Below are 18,354 nucleotides of genomic sequence, written 5' to 3' on the forward strand. Positions count from 1 at the left end.
GAGGAGCAATCATGTTCGATACCAAGGTGGCGCTGATCGTGCGCGACGATCTCGCGGCGTGGCAGAAACTCAATGTCGTCGCGTTTCTCGCGACGGGCGTCGCGGCTGAAGCGCCCGAAGCGCTCGGCGAGCCTTACGAGGATGCGGCGGGACGCCGCTACGGCCGCATGCTGGGCCAGCCGATGCTGGTGTTCGCGGCCGATTTGGACGGCCTGCAGGCCGCGCACCGGCAGGCGCTGTCGCGCGAACTCACGATCGTGCCCTACGTCCACGCGATGTTTTCGACCGGACACGACGCGGCCAACCGCGAAGTCTTTCGTGCCGGCGATGCGGAGCATCCCGACCTCGTCGGGCTGGCGTTGCGCGGGCCGAAGAAAGCGGTCGACAAGGCCGTGAAGGGGCTGGCATTGCATACGTGATGCATCGGCGTTTCGAGTTGGCGATTCGACACGGTAACGGCTACTGCGCGGCCAGCAACTCCGGCTTGTTCCCGTCGATCCACGCCTTTACGTCAATCAGGAGCGCCGTCGCACTATCGAAACACTCGCGAACCGCTGACGCCTGAACCACATCCCCGGAGTAATCGGACAGGTTGCGCTGCTTGCGCAGCGCGTCCAGTACGATCATGCGCTCGACCGGCAAACCGATTGTCTGTGGAAGCGTCTGGATCGCCGTCTGGTGGTGCCCCGGCCGGCTCGTCAACGTACGAAAACCGTTCGCGTGCAACGCCAGCATCGCGAGTTGCATGATCGCCTTGTACGCCGCATCAAAGCGGTTTTCGTTACTCAATGCCGCGATTTGCGCATCCGCCAGATTTCGTTCCGCCGCAGCCAGCAGGCGCGTCGCTTGTTCCCGGTCCGGCCGGATTGCATCAAGACTAACGCCGAGCAAGTTCTGCAAGGTCATGGTCGCTACCAATCAAGAAAATCTTGGGTTTTCCAAGCACGTCCCGTAAAAATGCGTCCTGCCCGGCGACGCCCTCACGAAACTCGTCCGCCGACAGCACCTTGGGATTGATGTCCCGCCCCAACGTAGCCTGCGCATCGTAGAACAGCCGGACCACCGTTGCAAAGCCGACCGAGCCGATCACCATCACATCGACGTCACTGTCCGCCGTCTCCTGGCCGCGCGCGACGGAACCGAACACGAACGCCACACGGATTTCCTCGGCGCAGGGCAACAGCGCTTCGGATAGCACATCAGCCATACCCGAGGTCTTTCGCATGATCGAAGCCAGTTCCTCGTAGATCGGACAACTTCGATTGGCACGATAGAGCACCTGATTGCCCTGCCGATCCCGGCTCAGGATGCCGGCTTCGGCCAGCTTGCTCAGTTCCTTGTGCAGCGTACCGGGCGTCGTGCCCGTCAAACGGGCGATTTCGCGGACGTGCAACGCCTGATCGGGCCGCAACAGGAGCAGGCCCAGCGCGCGGCGACGATAGTCACCAAACAGGGTCGAGGCAATGGATCGTAGCATGATTGACTACGATTGTAGCTCAATTGGCTACAAGGCATAGTCCGAGTTGCCGATTGTGTGCCGATCCAGGCCGATTACCGAAATGTAGCCAATTTGACTACGATCGGAGCGAAATTGGCTACATCCATCCCGCGATCAGCATGCAATCCATCACGTCAAAGTGCTACCGGACACGACGCGGCCAACCGCGAAGTCTTTCGTGCCGGCGATGCGGAACATCCCGACCTCGTCGGGCTGGCGTTGCGCGGGCCGAAAAAGGCGGTCGACAAGGCCGTGAAGGGGTTGGCTTTGCACACGTGAACCCCAGCCGCCCCCGCATCCCGTATCAACGATGCGCGAGCACGTTGACGAGCTTGCCGAACGGATCGCGCACGTAAAACCGCCGCACGCCCCAAGGCTCGTCAGCCGGGCCGTATTCGACGGGAATCCCGGCGGCATGCACGCGTGCGAGCGCTTCGTCGACGTCGTCGACCTCGATCGACAGATCGGGCGTCGGCGTACCCGCCCCGCCCTGCGATGCGAAGCTGATCTGCACGTCCATCTGCTCGGCATTGCCATAGGTTGCGATCCAGCCGTGATCCATCAGCAAGTCGAGGCCGAAGATCCGCTGGTAGAAGCGCTTTGCGTCGTCGATTGATCGTGTGTCGATATTGGCGACGATCCGTTTGACCTTCATCGGATTCCTTCACAGGTCGTGACAGTACCGCGACGCTACACCGGAATCGCGTGCAGAACCAGCGCATCAGCGCCCGGCCGCTTCCATCCCGGCACCCCGGGCCCGGGTGGCCCGCTCGTCTGGCTTGCCGGCCAGCCACACACCGATCGCGACGACCACGATGCCGAGATAGGTCGACATCGCGATGCTGTCGCCGAACATCCACGCGGCCCAGGCCAGCGTCACCGGCGGTTCGAGATAAACGAGGGTCGCCACGCGCGTCGCGGGCATGCGCTTGAGCAGCGCCCACAGCGACAGGTAGGCCATGAAGGTCGAGAAAACCGTCAGCCACACGACGGACACCCACACGTCCGGCTGGGTCGGCACGTGCAGATCGCCCGTGACGATCCCGCTCGCCGCGAACAGCACCAGGCTCACGCAGCCTTGCACGAACAGCGGCAGGCACAACCCGTCCCCGTTGCTGCGCGCGACCGTCAGCGCGCGGCGCCGCTGGTAGATCGTCGCGATCGACAGCCCCGACGCGGACACCAGCGGCAGCAGGTACATGACGAGCCCGACCGATCCGGCCGGCAGCGCATATTGCCCGCCGATCACGATGCCCACGCCGACGAACCCGACGACGAGGCCGGCCCACTGGCGTGCCCCGCTGCGCTCGCTGCCCTCGAGCGCCGTCATCGCGGCCGTGATGAGCGGCTGCAACGCGGCGACGATCGCGGCGATGCCGGGCGGCAGGCCGTGCTGGATCGCGACGTATACGCAGGCCAGATAGAGAAACTGCGACAGGAAGCCGATCACCGCGTGATAGCGGAGCTTCTCCCACGTCAGGCGCCCGAGCTGCCGGTTGAGAACGACCGCCAGGCACAGCGTGACGAGCAGGAACCGCCAGAACAGCAGGTTGAACGCGCCGGCCGTCTCCGCGCCGAGCTTGGCGCCGATGAAGCCGGAACTCCACGACAACACGAAAACGAGCTGAAGCAGGAATAGCGGCATGGGGCGACGGCTCTCGGAAGGTTGCCGGGGACAGGCGCGGGTTCTTGATCGACGTGAATCATTCCCCGGATACGTGCAACGCCCGACCGGCTGCCTGCCGTTGTCTGCCGGTTGGCCTGTCGGTTGACCCGAGAATAGGCAGGCCCAATAATTCCGTCAATCGACATTACCTGAATCACTGATTCGGAATTTCAAAATCATGCCCCGCACCCTGGACGTCGACCTGCTGCGTACCTTCCACGCCGTCGCGAAGCTGGGCCGCTTCAAGGATGCGGCCGCCCAGGTGAATCGCAGCCCGTCGTCGGTCACCGCGCAGATCCAGAAGCTCGAGGAAATGGTCGCGCAGCGCCTGTTCACGCGAAACAACCAGGCGGTCGAACTCACGCAGTTCGGCCACAAGCTGCTGAGCGACACCACGGAGTTTCTGCTGAGCCACGACCGGCTCGTCGAATCGCTGTCGCCGCAGATGCTGACCGGCAAGTTGCGGCTCGGCATTCCCGATTCGTACGCCGCGCACTTCATGGCGGAATTCCTGCCCCGCTTCGCGGCCGATCGGCCGTTGCTCGAGCTGACGGTCGAAGCACGTTCCAGCGACGAGCTGCTCTCGCTGTTCTCCCGCGGCCAGCTGGACATCACGATCGCCGTCGTGCCGAAAGCGCCGCCGCACGGCGAGCTGCTCGGCAAGACACATCCGGTGTGGGTGGCCGCGCGGACCTTCAAGTTCAATCCCGACGCGCCGCTGCCGATCGCCGTGCAATTGCAGGGCTGCCCGTACCGCGACACCGCGCTGAGCGCGCTGAAGAAGGCGAAGATCGCGCACCGGTTGCTGCTCGAGAGCGCCAGTTCGCCGGCGGTCGAAGCCTGTATCGCCAACGGCCTCGCGGTCGGCCTCATCGAACACGAGCGCGTGTCCGGCAACCTGACGAGCAACGTCGCGGGGATCGTGCTGCCCGACCTCCCGCCGCACCTGATCACCATCCTGACAGACGACCGCAATCGCGCCGCGCTGCATCTGCGCGACGTACTGAAAAGCACGTTCAGGATCGGACCGTGAAGACAAGGCCGGAACCGGCCTTGCATGAGAAAGTGAAGACAAAAACGCCGCCGGCCCGTTGCAGGCCGGCGGCTTCCTTCATCAACCGCCGAGATACGCCTGCTTGATCCGGTCGTTCGCGAGCAGGTTCGCGCCCGTATCCGCGAGCACCACGCGCCCCGTTTCGAGCACGTAGCCGCGATCGGCCACGCCGAGCGCCTTGTTCGCGTTCTGCTCGACGAGGAACACCGTGACGCCTTCGTCGCGGATCGTCCTGATGATGTCGAAGATCTGCGCGATCACGAGCGGCGCGAGGCCAAGCGTCGGCTCGTCGAGCAGCAGCAGGCGCGGCTTGCTCATCAGCGCACGGCCGATCGCCAGCATCTGCTGCTCGCCGCCCGACATCGTGCCGGCCCGCTGCGTCGCGCGCTCCTTCAGGCGCGGAAACAGCTTGAACACGTGCTCGATGCCGTCGTCGATCTCGTGACGGCTCGCGAAGAAGCCGCCCATCTTCAGGTTCTCGAGCACCGTCAGGCTCGGGAACACGCGCCGCCCTTCCGGCGAGATCGCCATCCCCTGCCGCATGATCTGGTGCGTCGACATCGCGGTGATGTCGTTGCCCTCGAACAGCACGCGGCCCGACGATGCGCGCGGCGTGCCGCACACGGTCATCATCAGCGTCGTCTTGCCGGCGCCGTTGCTGCCGATCAGCGTGACGATCTCGCCCTTGTTCACCTCGATCGACACGCCCGCGAGCGCCTCGACCGCGCCGTAATGCGTATGGACCTGTTCCAGCTTCAGCATCACTCCTCCCCCAGATACGCCTTGATCACGCGCGGGTCGTTGCGGACCGCTTCCGGCGTGCCGATCACGATCGGCCGGCCGTGCTCCATCACGAGGATGCGGTCGGACACGCCCATCACGAGGCTCATGTCGTGTTCGATCAACAGCACCGACACGCCGAACTCGCGGCGCAGCTTGTCGATCAGGTGCTGCAGCTCGACCTTCTCCTGCGGGTTGAGGCCGGCCGCCGGCTCGTCGAGCATCAGCAGGCGCGGCTCGGTGATCATGCAGCGCGCAATCTCCAGGCGCCGCTGGTGCCCGTACGACAGCGTGCCGGCCGGCCGGTTGGCAACCGACGTCAGCCCCATCCGGTCGAGCCACACCGCCGCGCGCTCGAGCGCTTCCTTCTCGGCACGGCGATACGCGGGCGTCGAGAAGAGGCCCGGCAGCAACCCCGCCTTCACCTTGCGGTGCTGCGCGACGAGCAGGTTCTCGACGACGGTCAGCGACTTGAACAGGCGGATGTTCTGGAACGTCCGCACGAGGCCCTTCAACGCGATCTTGTGGCTCGGCAGCCCCGCGATCGCATGGCCGTCGAGCACGACGTCGCCGCCGGTCGGCTTGTAGAAGCCGCCGACGCAGTTGAACACCGTGGTCTTGCCCGCGCCGTTCGGCCCGATGATCGCGAACACTTCATCGCGGCGCACGTCGAAATCGATCCCGTCCACCGCGAGCAACCCGCCGAAGCGCATCTGCAGCCCGGCGACCTTCAACAGTTCTGCATGTGCGCTCATTGCGGCAGCTCCACGTGGGGGCGGCTCGCGGGCAGCAGGCCCTGCGGACGCCACATCATCATCAACACCATCACCAGACCGAAGATCAGCATCCGGTACTCGGCGAAGCCGCGCGCGACTTCCGGCAGCACGGTCAGCAGGATCGCCGCGAGAATCACGCCGAGCTGCGAACCCATCCCGCCGAGCACGACGATCGCGAGGATCAGCGCCGATTCGATGAAGGTGAACGATTCAGGATTCACGAGGCCCTGGCGCGCCGCGAAGAACGCGCCGCCGATGCCCGCGAACGCCGCGCCGAGCGTGAACGCCGACAGCTTGATGCGCGTCGGGTTCAGGCCCAGCGAACGGCACGCGATCTCGTCGTCGCGCAGCGCTTCCCACGCGCGGCCCATCGGCATGCGGATCAGGCGGCTCGTGACGAACAGCGTGAAGCCGACCAGCACGAGCGCGAGCAGGTACAGGAAGATCACCACGTGGTCGCCGCTGTATTCCAGCCCGATCAGTTCGTGGAACGTCTTCGCGCCTTCGACGCTCGCGCTGCGCGCCATCTCGTAGCCGAACACGGTCGGCTTCGGGATGCCCGAGATGCCGTCCGGGCCGCCCGTGAGGCTCGTCAGGTTGTTCGCGAGCAGGCGGATGATTTCGCCGAAGCCGAGCGTGACGATCGCGAGATAGTCGCCGCGCAGCCGCAGCACCGGGAAGCCGAGCAGGAAGCCGAACGTCGCGGCCGCGATCGCGGCGAGCGGCAGGCACTCCCAGAACGACAGCCCGAAGTACTGGTTCAGCATCGCGTACGTGTAGCCGCCGACCGCGTAGAACCCGACATAGCCGAGATCCAGCAGCCCCGCGAAACCGACCACGATGTTCAGCCCGAGGCCGAGGATCACGTAGATCAGCGCGAGCGTCGCGACGTCCACCGCGCCGCGCGAGCCGAAGAACGGCCACACGAGCCCGACCGCGAGCAGCACCCATACGACCGCGCGCTGCTGCCGCGCGCCCATCGCGGGCATCGCCGGCAGCTTCACCGCCGATTTCGCGCGCACGAGCCACGGCTTGAACAGCTGGAACAGGAACACGGCCGCGACCGCGATCCACACCGGCCGCCAGTGCGGCGTGAGCACCACCTGATAGCCGTCGAGCTTCAGTTGCAGCCCGAGCACCGGAATCGTGAGGATCGCCGTCAGGAACGCGGCGGCCACGGCATTTTTCAGCGCCTGGCCGAACGAAGCGTCGGCGGCCGGGCGGCGAACGGAAATGACTGTACTCATCTGCGTCTCCGTCAAACCTTTTCGATGTCCGACTTGCCGAGCAGGCCGGTCGGGCGGAACAGCAGGATCAGCACGAGCAGGCCGAACGCAACGACGTCCTTGTACTCGGCCGGCATGTAGCCTGCGGCGAAGGTTTCCGCGAGGCCGAGCAGCACGCCGCCGAGCATCGCGCCCGGGATGCTGCCGATCCCGCCGAGCACCGCGGCGGTGAACGCCTTGATGCCCGCGACGAAGCCGATATACGGATTCAGCTTGCCGATCGTCAGCCCGATCAGCACGCCGCCGACGGCGGCCAGCATCGCGCCGAGCACGAACGTGAACGAGATCACGCGGTTCGTGTCGATGCCGAGCAGGTTCGCCATCTTCATGTCCTCGGCGCACGCGCGGCACGCACGGCCCATCCGCGAATGCGAGATGAACAGCGTGAGCGCGATCATCAGCAGGATCGTCACGCAGACGATCAAGAGACGCGCATACGGAATCGTCACGTCGAAGTCGCCGCCGAGATGGATCTCGAACGCGCCGGAGATCAGCACGGGCACTGACACGTCGCGTGCGCCCTGGCCGATCTGCACGTAGTTCTGCAGGAAGATCGACATGCCGATCGCGGAGATCAGCGGCACGAGGCGCGGGCCGCCGCGCAGCGGCCGATACGCGACGCGCTCGACCGCGAAGCCGTACAGGCCCGTGACGATCACCGACACGATCAGTGCGGCGCCGAGCACGAGCGGCAGCGGATAGCCGGCGGAGATGCCGATTGCGGTCAGGGTCACGAGGCCCACGTACGCGCCGATCATGTAGATCTCGCCGTGGGCGAAGTTGATCATGCCGATGATGCCGTAGACCATCGAATAGCCGATGGCGATCAGCGCATAGATCGCACCCAGCGTCAGGCCGTTGACCAGCTGCTGGGCGAATTGCGGAAAGAAGTCAGTCATGTGCGGGAAGCTCCCGTTGGCGCCGCGTCGCGTGCCGCGCCGGATCACGGCTGCGGCCGCGCACAACGCACGGTGTCGTCTCGGGCCGCCCGTTAGCCGCGGAACGGCCAAATGCGCACGCGCTCCGCCCGGGTGACGGGCAGAGCGGGTGCGCGGGGCGGGTACTCCGTATTACTTGGCGGCGGTCTTCGTCGCGTCCTTGTGCCACGTGTACACGACGAACTTGAACGCCTTCAGGTCGCCCTGTGCGTCATACGCGACCTTGCCGATCGGCGTGTCGAACGTCGTCTTGTGCATGTACGCGGCGACCTTGGACGGATCGGTCGTCTTCGCGCCGGCGATCGCGTCGGCGATGATCTTCACCGCTGCGTACGACGGCATCTGGAACGGGCCGTTCGGGTCGCGCTTCTTGTCCGCGAACGCCTTCACGAGCGCCGCGTTGGCCGGGTCGGCCGAGAAGTCGGCCGGCAGCGTGACGAGCATGCCTTCCGAAGCCGGGCCGGCGATCGCCGTCACGTCCTTGTTGCCCACGCCTTCAGGCCCCATGAACGTTGCCTTCACGCCCTGCTCGCGCGCCTGGCGCATCAGCAGGCCCATTTCCGGGTGGTAGCCGCCGAAGTAGACGAAATCGACGCCTTGCGACTTCAGCTTCGTGATGATCGCCGAGTAGTCCGAATCGCCGGCGTTGATGCCTTCGAACAGCACGACCGGGATCTTCGCGGCTTCGAGGTCCTTCTTCACCGACGACGCGATGCCCTGGCCGTACGACTGCTTGTCGTGCAGGACGGCGACCTTCTTCGGCTTCACGTTGTTGATGATGAAGTGCGCGGCGGCCGGGCCTTGCTGGTCGTCGCGGCCGATCGTGCGGAAGATGAAGTGGCGCTTCTTGCCTTCGGTCAGCTGCGGCGCGGTGGCCGACGGCGTGACCATCACGATGCCTTCGTTTTCGTAGATGTCGGATGCCGGAATCGTCGAGCCCGAGCACACGTGGCCGATCACGTACTTGATCTTCTGGCTGACGATCTTGTTCGCGACGGCGACGGCCTGCTTCGGTTCGCAGGCGTCGTCCATCAGCACGACTTCGAACTTGTTGCCGCCCGCACCGCCTGCCGCGTTGATCTGCTCGATCGCGGTCAGCGCGCCGGCCTTCACCATGTCGCCATATTGGGCGACCGAGCCGCTCATCGGACCAGCGATGGCGATCTTCACGGTTTCCGCTTGCGCGGCGGCGGCGCCCGCGGCGAACAGCACGGCGGCGACGGAAATGGACGTAAGACGGGACAGCGTCATCTGGGAGCTCCTCGATGTTGTTTAGTCATACGGGCAAAGGCGGCATGACTTGCGCAATCGAACAGCACCCGGGGCGAGGACATGAGACACGCCCGAGACACATAGAAGACGGAACTCCGGCGGAATGTTGCGTAGCGGGGCCCGGCTCTTGCAGTCCCCGAAGGGGACGTCTGGTTCGGAAAGACATCATCGTGATGCGTCTTGCATTGCGCAAGCGTTTCGCCTGCCCCGCTTGCCAAACCGCTTGATCGGAGGGGTGGTCCGACAGCCGTTGGCAAGGCAGTCGAAATTATATGGGCGTTTTTAAATCGTCTGTCAAAAATGCCGGTCGACCGAGGGAAAACACGTAGGGATGGGGTGGCGACCGGAGGGCAACCGAGTGGGGGCGAGAACGTTTGCTTTCGGTGCAATCGGGTTGCGCTGGAGGGTGTCGGGTTGGGTAGTTTCCTTGCTGGGTATGGTGTTTGGCGATGTTGGATTGTTCGTGGAGCGTGTTTGGCCTGCTAAGGGTCCGATCGCTGAAAATCAATCAGCTGACGATTTGAAGGGGAAGCACCAACACGGGGCGCTCGGCGCGGGCGGTAATTCCTTCTGTTTGCCGACAGATATGGCTGCTTTGAAAGCTCGTTGATATTTGTGTGAAATAATACGAATTCGCCTCTGCAATCCAGCCAGCCTTCCTGCGAGTCGCGCCCGCCGCGGTTCGCCGTCGCCTCAGGGCCGCTTCGACGCCCGTTCGTCGTTCAGTCTCGCCAGCCAGTGATCTGCCGTTTTAGCTCAATGCACATCACCTGATTGGGACCGCTGATGAATCATCCTTTTCGCTTGTCTTCCGCCGCCGCGTTTGCGTGTGCGCTTTCTGTTTCCGCCGTCGATGCTGCGGGGCGCGATACGCTGGCCGATCGGTCGGCTGGCGCCAATGTGTTTCGTTCGGAGCGGCGTGCGGCTGCTCGTGATGATGGGCATGCGGCACGTATGAACCGTCGCCGCGTGCAATACACTGCGCCCGCGGAACGTAGTCCGTTCGATACGCCTGATACGCGGCCGTTGCGTGTGTCGGGCGATAGGCTCGTGGCACCGCCGCCTTCGTCGAAGCACGAATCCGATTTGGTATTGCCCGCGAATCGCGTCGCGCTCGGCGCAGGTGGCAGCGATAGTCTTGGCCGCGCAGTGCCCGGTTACAAGCAGCGCGAGCAGAACTGGAACGAGTACCTGCGAGATAACGGCTCGCAGCCAGCTGGTGGTGGCGGCTCGTATGCGCCAACGCGGCCGTACGATGCCGCGCGCGGCCCGCACGGTACGCCGAATCCGTTCGATCCGTCGGTGCCGCAACCGGAGACGCGCACGTTCTATGACAACGGCGCGGGTACGCATTGCACCGCTACCGGCGGTGCGAGGACGTCGCGGTCGTCTTGCAATATCGCCTGGTGATGCGTTGGGGCGGCTGGTAGCAGCAGCCCTACCCGGCGCGCTGCGCGACTTCGCGCAGCGCGGCCGCATCTTGCGGCGTTGCCTTTACAACTGCGTGATGATCAGCCTGCCAGGCTCAATATCGATTCGCGCCTTTCGGCCCGGGACAAAACACGCATCGCTGATCAGCCACATTCCACCAATCTTCATGTACGGGTAGAACTTCTCCGGCTTGAGGTCGGTTTTCGGGGTACCCCACATTTCCTGGATCGTTACGAAACGTTCCGTCTTCGGTGGTCGTGCTTTATGATTCGGCTTAGCCATGGGCAACTCCTGCTTAGTTGGCTGTGGTTAGCGGGTCGTGAGTGTTGGTAGCACTTGCGGCCCGCGCTCGTTTACTGCGGCGTTTTTATGGTTCGGATTCCTCCTTTGTTGGTGGGTCGATGGAAATGAGGGTTCGACGTGTGGTTCAGGACGTGCGACGTATCCATCCGCGCGCGCGATCAACATCGGCTGGACATTGCCTATTAGACAGTGTTCTTTGCTTGGGCACACGTTAGCCGGTGGTTATAGGCAGACATTGAGGTCAATCACACGGCCATTGCGAGAGGTGATGGCGAACGTCGATCCGTCACAGTAAGCAATTGACCAGAATTTGACGCTTCGACACAGTTCGATTGGAACGGACGAACTGTATGAGTCTGCTCAATCTTTGTTGTCGTGCGGGGACACCGGAAATTGCTTGCGGATGATGTCCGGCCTCAGCATCTCGCTCTGACCTATATCGACCCGTTTGTGCCGCACAAACAAGTCCCCTATGAGGCGGCGACCGGACGGTCATCCTCTTGCTGCTGCAGACGACATGTGTAGTTGTGCCCCCCTGCCATGGCAAGATATCTCTTCGGTTTACGGGGATAGAAGAATAGCGCTGTCGTTGCGATTGCGCTGATATGTACTGGCGACAGCCAGGGTACTGCACTGGCATTGGCAGGCCTTATTCCTAGCTGTCCTGTTGTTGTCCGCCATACCCGTGTTTACCCAGACCCGCCTTCGTGGTGCACCCGTACTCGTGTGCCTTTGACTCCAAAACGCGGCCTCGAATGGCAGTTCGTCTTGGTGCATATGCTCGAAGCAATCGGCAACGACTCGTCACATTCAACTGACTATTGCTTTAAAAGCTAGGCAGTGGCATTTTAGAAGACTTCGTTGAGGACGCAGCGCAGGGTTTGGTCCTCTCAAGAATTCACTAAAAGTTTGTGCAACGCATTGGATTTCGACATGCCGTCGCGCAAAAGATAATGTGCCCGCTACGCGGGGCGATGTGAGACCAAATGAACCACACCGGGCGCCGAGTTTTCCTGGCGCATAATTCTTGTTTAAATTCGAGCTACGATCTTAACGTACTAAAAGTAGGGCTCGAACGCGATGGCTTCGTCATCGTTGATCAGCCTGAGCTTGCCGATGAAGTGATTTTTTCCGGGTGCTCTGTACGATCCACTTGGGTGGATGACGCCATAAGCCAGATTCGCCAGATCAGTTCACGGGCGTCAGATGCAAAGATCACAGTGACAGGCTGTATCGCAAACGTAAGTGCCGACGTTGTAAGCGCGGCTATCGCGAGCCGTCCTATCAACTTTCAGTCGCACGCGGACATCCTACGCAACCGCACCGGCCAAGACTTTCGAGCACTCGATCGAGACATTTCTCAGGATACGGCGCACGATTTCGAAGGCAACGTGGACAACGGATTGACTCAAATGCGGCGACGAGTCGGAACCGCGAAGGCCGAGGTGCTCGCACGACTCGAACAACTGGATCGTGAGCATGGAACCGCGCTGGCGAGTTTGTACAGACGTACAACGAAGGGGTTCGTTTTCTACCACGAGGAGGAGTCGGCCGAACTCATCACAGTGACGCGAAGCTGCCTGTTCCGTTGTTCGTTCTGCAGCATTCCACGGGGAAGAGGTGATTTTGAGTCGGTACCCATCGACGACATCCTGAGAAAAGCATCTGCCGCACTCGACCGTGGCGTCAAACGACTGATTCTCGTAGGTGACGAAGTAGGGAACTATGGCGCAGAGGGAACCGGACCAAGGTTTGCCGACCTGTTGCAAGCGCTGGTGGCGCTCAGTCCTCAGATGCGTCTGTCGATCCGATACATCGAGCCAAAGCCGTTCATGAAGAACGCCGAGCTTCTGAAGAGTCTCTGCGACTCAGGAAACATCGATCTTCTCTACGTGTCACTTCAAAGTGGTTCTGAGAAGATACTTAGAGCCATGAACCGCAATCCGGATTTGTCGAAGATTTCGGACGCGTATGCAACCTTCCGGAACACCACTGACGTTGTGTTCTACTGCAACTGGATGGTCGGGTTTCCCGGCGAAACCGAGAACGACTTTCAGCAAACATTGAAGCTCGCTCGAGCACTAAACTTACATATCAACGTCGCTATCCCTTTCTCGGCAAGGCCCGGTACGCCAGCTGAGCACCATGCTGACCAGATCGACGATAAAACCAAGGAGTATCGGCTGTCGCGTCTGAGCCTCGAGCTAGCAAATATGAAAGCAGCGATGTTTGAGCAGCAACTGAGTTTCCTAGACGATGAGGCCCGTCGGTCGTTGCTTCAACAAATCAAGCTTGCAGAAATGCAGCAATATCAGGCGGGGCTGGTTGAAGAAAGGCCCTTAGTGTTCCAGAAACGATTGCAGACGAGTGACGGTGGAAATGCTTGATACGCAATGGACCCAGTGGGATTTCGCTGTCGTTGATGTCGAGGGAAACGGCGAGACGCCCCAAGAGATCATCGAGCTCGCGATATTTCATATCAGTGCCGGTGAGCTTATGCCTCAGCACGATGAGTGGCTTGTTCGCCCCCAAAAACCCGTGACGGCCCAGGCGACCGCGTTCCACGGTATCAAAAATGAGATGCTGGCGGGGCAGCCAAGCCTGTCCGATGTCGCGGAACAAGTGTTTGCGGCTTTGGGCTCTAAAATCGTGATCGGTCACAACGTGCGCGTGGACGTTGAACTTCTGAAGAAGGCCATCCCGAACTGGCACCCAGTCCTCGTCCTGGACACGCTCAAATTAGCTCGCGCAGTGCATCCCAGTGCTCGATCTTACGCTTTGTCATCTCTCGTATCGGAGCGGCAAATCGACATTCACTCAAGCACTTTTCACCGAGCGTCCGGCGACGCACGCGCAACGGCCTATTTGTTCCTCGACTTGATCAAAACACTCGAGGCTTCAAGGCGAGCTACGCTCAGGAAGCTCGTCGACATTGCAGCTATCGAGACGCCTGAATTCATCAACAATCAGCAACAGGACCTATTCTAATGGTGCAGATGATCGGCATTACGGGTACACACTCGACGGGAAAATCAACGTTTTTCGAGAAAGTGCGCGAACAGGCGGAACGCCGCGGGCTTCACGTGGCGAGGGTGGGCGATGTCGCGACGCGCTGTCAAGCTGCCGGATTTCCCATCTTGCGCGACCATACCTTCGAAAGCACGCTTTGGATCATCGCGTCAGTTATTTCGAGCGAGCTAGAGCATGAACTGAAGTGTGATTTGATTCTCGTAGATCGCCCGGCATCAGATGCGATTGGCTATCTTGAGGCCGCACTTGTATCAACACGTCGCACTATCACCGCGGCGGAGCGGAACTATCTGTACACGCTCGTCGGATTGCATTCATCGCGTTACGCGATGCTCTTCAAGACAGAACTCGACAAAACGATCCCGTTGGGCGATGGTCGTGACCCAGATCAAGCTTTCCGGGCAGCAGCCGACGAGCATATAGCTCGTTCGCTGAAGGAGTTAGGCATTCCGACGCACAACCCTGAGGCGCCGGAGTCGCAGCGTCTTGTAGAAGATTTTTTGGACAAGATTTCGAGGTCAGCCATTAAAAGAGTCAACGCGTAGTCACAGTATGGATCGCTAGTCCTAGCGATCATAGAGGCAGCATACAAATATGTGAGCGGAAAAGAAATTGGGATTACGACAAAGCGCGCATGGGGAGCAATCACATGGAGTTGATGTATGCAACATTGATACGGGGCAATACACACCTCTTACTCAGAACGCGACTAGGCTTATCTCAAGGAGGACGGCGTAGTTGTGGTGTCTATCGATCGCTCTTTGGACGTTCTTCCTTCCTGTGGATGACTGTATTGACTCCAAAAATAAAAGGTACAAAATCCGCTGACATGCCACAACAGAACTTGACGTTTGGCTAAAAATCATGACCTCACGGGCGGCGGGGGCAGCGATGAGAGAGTATCAAACCAAAAGCGAACACTTGACCATTTACCTAGTCAAGGACTCGGCACTACGCGACGAACAGATAATCGAAACCGGCAAAGCAAAGAGACCTGTCGATTTGAAAATCTCGTCGGGAAGTGCTCGCCTGTATGTCAAGGACGGCCCGCCGCCAACGAAACCCGCTTGGGCGAATTTCTTAATAGCGAATCAAGAAGTACCAGAAGATCTGTTCGAAGGCAGGCGCTCAGAAGGTGCAGCGCTGATTTTTCGGGCAGAAAGCGCGGTTTTCGTCCTTACATTCGGGACGGGCTTCCATCTGCTTGAGCTTGACTTCGTCGTGCGTGACTTTGGCCTCCGTGTGGCGCTCGGCTCGATCGATCCAGACAAGTTGAAGAGCTTGGACAAATCGAGCTACGCGTCGAATCCCTTGAATATGAGAAGTCAGAGCCCAAAGGACGTCGACATCTTCGATTTGCTTATCAACACGGAAACCGATCTGGTCTATGCAATCACCGGGGCGTCGACCGAACCCTTGTTCGGAAGCCACATCACCGGTCGCGACGCTTTGACGATTGCGCCAGAGATCACGTTCAACGACTTGCCAAAGGTGCTGACCGAAGCGCTGCGCCGCTACAGCAGCGGGGTGCCTGAGCGATTTTCATGGATCGAAGATCTGCGACGTGTCAAGGACAGCGACACGCTGGAAATACTCGACATGGAGCTAACGGAGCTGCTGCAAATGGACGACCTTCCCGACAACGTGTGGCTCGGCGAACCAGAAATCGTCGATTGGGAATCGCAGATTGGCTACTCGTTCGATTTACGCGAGCGAACTCTGGTTCACAAGACGCTTCAATTGCATCAGTTGATTGAATACATGGTTGACGCAGGTGAAGAACTCACCGCTGCAGCACTGCGAAGTCGCGTCATATACCCGATTGACGAACATTTCGCACCCTTGCGCAAATGGTCGGCCTATCGCTGCTTGTATGCCGAAATCGCGAGCGGCCCCGAAACATACATTCTCCGCAACGGCGATTGGCATCAGGTCAAACAAAGCTTTATTCAACGGGTGGAAGGGCAGCTCTCAAAGCTTGAAGTTGACACAATAGAAATGCCAGCCTTTAAGCACGATAGTGAAACTGCATACAACGCGAGCGTGGCTTCCGATTCCACCGGCTATGAACTGCTTGATCGAAAGACGGTTCAATTCGGAGGTGCTTACGACAAGATCGAATTTTGCGACCTTGTCCGAAATGGACGTGACCTGATCCATGTGAAAGTCTACAAGAACTCGGCGACCCTGAGCCACCTGTTCGCGCAAGGCAGTGTAGCAGCCGAAGCCTTCGTCGCGGACGAAGTCTTCCGGGCGAAGCTGAATGAACAGCTTCCGGCTGGAATCAAGCTTCGCGATCCCACCGCCCGGCCCAATGCGAGCGATTATCGGATCGTCTACGCCATCGTAACAACGAAAAATCTTCCCCAGGCTTTGCCGTTTTTCTCGAAAGTGACATTGAAGAATGCAATCGCCAGCCTCATCGCCTTGGGCTTCGGCGTCGCCATCGCGAGAATCGCTATCGATCCAGAGTTCGCCAGCACAGCATCCTGTAAGCCATCGCGCCGGGCGCGAGCCGCGGCGCCCGCATTAGCCCAGTTGGTGCAGACGCCAGATCGGCGACCGAGGCCTCCGGCGGCATCTCAAGCCTGAAGCACTAAACCGACCGACTCAGACAATTCCGCCTGATCGCCGCGTTAGAGTTCAGACCGTTACTGCTTGCCGCCCAGAGGCGCTGGCTTGACGAATGCGCCGCCGGCAAGGACTCGCCTTTCCCCACAGAAAGTGCACGTCGCGGAAAGGCGGCCTCTCAGCTCGCTCTGCAAACCGATCGTGTCCCACGGGTAACCCGCCCTCGATTTCATGATTTATGAACGGCCAAGACGTAATAATCGTTCGTGGTATTCTGCTTTATCGCCCACACCAACCCTCCCACACTGAAGATCATCAATAAATTCTGCTTGTGCAAGAATTTCCTGTTCAACAGGGAATTTTATGTCAGCCAAAAGAATTTCGAACGCCTCCAGATAGTCAATTCTATTGGTAACCTGCTCCGCACAGCTTGCGAGATCGGCCGTCGAGTGAGTACGAACCCAAGCAGAAAGAAAAGACAGTGCGGCCAATAGATCCAATGCTCCTTGGGCGGCTGCATCATCACTCATACTGATTTCATCTACATCCCACTCGCGAATATTCAAGTCCGAGAAATCAGCCCCTGCCTCACCCCCTTCCCAAACACCATCAAGTACTTTGATGATTCGCGCACGAATGTCTGATGCCGACAAATCGGAATAACGAGACAGAAAGTCAAATATTGACCTTTCTCCAGCGAGTGCGAAGCAGCACCACGCGGCAAATTTCAGTTGACCTGCTGAGTCGAGCGTGGCGAGTTCCCGGGCCAAATTTTCTTTATGCTCAGTGACTGTAGTCATTTAACATCCCTTGGCCTCGTCGATGCGCGACCGACAATAGATACCGGGGACGCCCCATTGGAACTCAACCTGCAAAGCTCCTTACCAAGCAGCCCCGCCCCATTTGAAAAATACTGATAATAATCCTCTTATATCACATCAAAGATAATCTCTCTTTCTGATTTGAATCACTTTTTTCGAGGAATCGAAATCACCGCCATACATCACGATACCGCCGAGGAACAAATGATTAACAAAGAAATCCACCAGCCTTACATCGACAAATTCGTCAAGGAGAATTGATACGAAGGAATATTTACCGAGAAATCGAGCATTTTCATGAAACTCCAGTTGCATCTCGCGTGGGAAAATAACAATCTGCACCAACCCGCCGCATTGCGAACTTCCCTGGTCATTCAACTCTATCGTCGGCTCATTCAGTCTCTCGTCGTCTTCGAGGTAAACGCAAGTCTGAATCGAGAGATATCCGCCCTTCAATTTGAAGGTGACGGCATTTGTATTCAATACATCATAGACAAAATCAACCCCTACGGAATGTATCGTGACCTTCATCACAATCCCTTCATCACAATCCCTTCATCACAAGCATTTGCAATTTTTCGGTCGAACCTAGTTAATCTTCCGGCCATTCACTCGAGTCAAAATTAGCATCTCCGCTCAACTGGTTCATGAACGATTCAAACGAACTCGCCAGGACGATCTGAACTGCCGCGTGATTCTCTTCTGCACTCAAATCCGGATCGAGAGCATCAGTAGCATAAAAGACAACTTCCCCATCACTCATATCAATACAAAAGAAGTTTCCGCCCGGGTCATGGGCAAATGGTGTTGATTTCCACCGAATCTTGACCCAACGTTTTCATCTAAATCTGACCCACCCCGAGACAGCGTAGTACATCTATTCCGGTGTGGATAACTCCTCACTGCCTGCTGCTTTTGCTGCTCTCTT

Annotated in this window: 20 protein-coding genes and 1 pseudogene; 8 read left to right on the top strand and 13 right to left on the bottom strand. The window is 59.7% G+C overall.

Features of this window, described 5'->3' with window-relative positions:
• Positions 1-11 precede the first annotated feature (11 nt).
• A complete protein-coding gene (locus ABIC51_RS19545; protein ID WP_027789665.1) occupies positions 12-419 on the top strand; it encodes a DUF2000 domain-containing protein in 408 nt (135 codons plus the stop codon).
• A gap of 40 nt (positions 420-459) precedes the next feature.
• Here ABIC51_RS19545 and ABIC51_RS19550 read toward each other — a convergent pair whose 3' ends face one another.
• Positions 460-906, bottom strand: a complete 447-nt coding sequence (locus ABIC51_RS19550; RefSeq protein ID WP_027789666.1) for a hypothetical protein — start codon at positions 904-906, stop codon at positions 460-462.
• Positions 878-1,477 (bottom strand): nucleotidyltransferase domain-containing protein, encoded by a 600-nt coding sequence (locus tag ABIC51_RS19555; protein WP_027789667.1) that lies wholly within the window; start codon positions 1,475-1,477, stop codon positions 878-880. The genes ABIC51_RS19550 and ABIC51_RS19555 overlap by 29 nt, the downstream gene beginning before the upstream one ends.
• A 162-nt stretch (positions 1,478-1,639) precedes the next feature.
• Here ABIC51_RS19555 and ABIC51_RS19560 point away from each other — a divergent pair.
• A pseudogene (locus tag ABIC51_RS19560) lies at positions 1,640-1,777 on the top strand (DUF2000 family protein); the annotation flags it as partial.
• Positions 1,778-1,802: 25 nt separating this feature from the next.
• Here the strand turns inward: ABIC51_RS19560 and ABIC51_RS19565 are convergent.
• Positions 1,803-2,153: a VOC family protein gene (locus tag ABIC51_RS19565; RefSeq protein ID WP_027789668.1), complete on the bottom strand. Its 351-nt coding sequence runs from the start codon at positions 2,151-2,153 to the stop codon at positions 1,803-1,805.
• A gap of 66 nt (positions 2,154-2,219) precedes the next feature.
• A complete protein-coding gene (locus tag ABIC51_RS19570; RefSeq protein WP_175862144.1) occupies positions 2,220-3,143 on the bottom strand; it encodes a DMT family transporter in 924 nt (307 codons plus the stop codon).
• A gap of 199 nt (positions 3,144-3,342) precedes the next feature.
• On the opposite strand from ABIC51_RS19570, the gene ABIC51_RS19575 reads away from it, so the two are divergent.
• Entirely contained in the window at positions 3,343-4,197 is an 855-nt protein-coding gene (locus tag ABIC51_RS19575) for a LysR family transcriptional regulator (protein ID WP_146254664.1), read from the top strand.
• 81 nt (positions 4,198-4,278) lie between these two features.
• Here ABIC51_RS19575 and ABIC51_RS19580 read toward each other — a convergent pair whose 3' ends face one another.
• From ABIC51_RS19580 to ABIC51_RS19600, 5 genes are all read right to left on the bottom strand, one after another.
• Entirely contained in the window at positions 4,279-4,980 is a 702-nt protein-coding gene (locus ABIC51_RS19580) for an ABC transporter ATP-binding protein (protein WP_011694813.1), read from the bottom strand.
• On the bottom strand, positions 4,980-5,753 hold the full coding sequence (gene livG, locus ABIC51_RS19585) for a high-affinity branched-chain amino acid ABC transporter ATP-binding protein LivG (RefSeq protein ID WP_027789672.1): 774 nt from the start codon (positions 5,751-5,753) through the stop codon (positions 4,980-4,982). Before livG ends, ABIC51_RS19580 begins: the two co-directional genes overlap by 1 nt.
• On the bottom strand, positions 5,750-7,021 hold the full coding sequence (locus tag ABIC51_RS19590; protein ID WP_175897663.1) for a high-affinity branched-chain amino acid ABC transporter permease LivM: 1,272 nt from the start codon (positions 7,019-7,021) through the stop codon (positions 5,750-5,752). Before ABIC51_RS19590 ends, livG begins: the two co-directional genes overlap by 4 nt.
• 11 nt (positions 7,022-7,032) lie before the next feature.
• Complete coding sequence (gene livH, locus ABIC51_RS19595; protein ID WP_047902578.1) at positions 7,033-7,959, bottom strand: high-affinity branched-chain amino acid ABC transporter permease LivH; 927 nt, start codon at positions 7,957-7,959, stop codon at positions 7,033-7,035.
• 171 nt (positions 7,960-8,130) lie between these two features.
• Positions 8,131-9,249: a branched-chain amino acid ABC transporter substrate-binding protein gene (locus tag ABIC51_RS19600; protein ID WP_175897664.1), complete on the bottom strand. Its 1,119-nt coding sequence runs from the start codon at positions 9,247-9,249 to the stop codon at positions 8,131-8,133.
• An 807-nt stretch (positions 9,250-10,056) separates the two neighbouring features.
• On the opposite strand from ABIC51_RS19600, the gene ABIC51_RS19605 reads away from it, so the two are divergent.
• Positions 10,057-10,680, top strand: coding sequence for a hypothetical protein (locus tag ABIC51_RS19605; RefSeq protein ID WP_226128045.1), 624 nt, complete (start codon positions 10,057-10,059; stop codon positions 10,678-10,680).
• An 84-nt stretch (positions 10,681-10,764) separates the two neighbouring features.
• Here the strand turns inward: ABIC51_RS19605 and ABIC51_RS19610 are convergent, their stop codons facing one another.
• A complete protein-coding gene (locus ABIC51_RS19610; protein WP_065501341.1) occupies positions 10,765-10,983 on the bottom strand; it encodes a SymE family type I addiction module toxin in 219 nt (72 codons plus the stop codon).
• A gap of 1,007 nt (positions 10,984-11,990) precedes the next feature.
• Between ABIC51_RS19610 and ABIC51_RS19615 the strand changes: the two genes are divergently transcribed.
• The 4 genes from ABIC51_RS19615 to ABIC51_RS19630 all read left to right on the top strand — a co-directional run bounded on the left by ABIC51_RS19615 (position 11,991) and on the right by ABIC51_RS19630 (position 16,626).
• The gene (locus ABIC51_RS19615) at positions 11,991-13,391 is read left to right on the top strand and encodes a radical SAM protein (protein WP_175897666.1); all 1,401 of its coding nucleotides are present in this window, start codon (positions 11,991-11,993) and stop codon (positions 13,389-13,391) included.
• Positions 13,384-13,992, top strand: coding sequence for a 3'-5' exonuclease (locus ABIC51_RS19620; protein ID WP_226128111.1), 609 nt, complete (start codon positions 13,384-13,386; stop codon positions 13,990-13,992). The genes ABIC51_RS19615 and ABIC51_RS19620 overlap by 8 nt, the downstream gene beginning before the upstream one ends.
• The gene (locus ABIC51_RS19625) at positions 13,992-14,579 is read left to right on the top strand and encodes an AAA family ATPase (RefSeq protein ID WP_175897668.1); all 588 of its coding nucleotides are present in this window, start codon (positions 13,992-13,994) and stop codon (positions 14,577-14,579) included. The genes ABIC51_RS19620 and ABIC51_RS19625 overlap by 1 nt, the downstream gene beginning before the upstream one ends.
• A gap of 319 nt (positions 14,580-14,898) precedes the next feature.
• On the top strand, positions 14,899-16,626 hold the full coding sequence (locus tag ABIC51_RS19630; protein WP_175897669.1) for a TIGR04141 family sporadically distributed protein: 1,728 nt from the start codon (positions 14,899-14,901) through the stop codon (positions 16,624-16,626).
• Positions 16,627-16,841: 215 nt separating this feature from the next.
• On the opposite strand, the gene ABIC51_RS19635 is transcribed toward ABIC51_RS19630, so the two are convergent.
• The 3 genes from ABIC51_RS19635 to ABIC51_RS19645 all read right to left on the bottom strand — a co-directional run bounded on the left by ABIC51_RS19635 (position 16,842) and on the right by ABIC51_RS19645 (position 18,249).
• Complete coding sequence (locus ABIC51_RS19635; protein ID WP_175897670.1) at positions 16,842-17,405, bottom strand: hypothetical protein; 564 nt, start codon at positions 17,403-17,405, stop codon at positions 16,842-16,844.
• 138 nt (positions 17,406-17,543) lie between these two features.
• A complete protein-coding gene (locus ABIC51_RS19640; RefSeq protein ID WP_175897671.1) occupies positions 17,544-17,957 on the bottom strand; it encodes a hypothetical protein in 414 nt (137 codons plus the stop codon).
• Between the two features lie 61 nt (positions 17,958-18,018).
• Positions 18,019-18,249 carry an SMI1/KNR4 family protein gene (locus ABIC51_RS19645; protein WP_354006597.1) on the bottom strand — a complete coding sequence of 77 codons (231 nt, stop codon included), beginning with the start codon at positions 18,247-18,249 and terminating at the stop codon, positions 18,019-18,021.
• Positions 18,250-18,354: the final 105 nt, after the last annotated feature.

Origin of the sequence: Burkholderia sp. 572, from assembly GCF_040545135.1 — a bacterium.
Lineage (GTDB): Bacteria > Pseudomonadota > Gammaproteobacteria > Burkholderiales > Burkholderiaceae > Burkholderia > Burkholderia cepacia.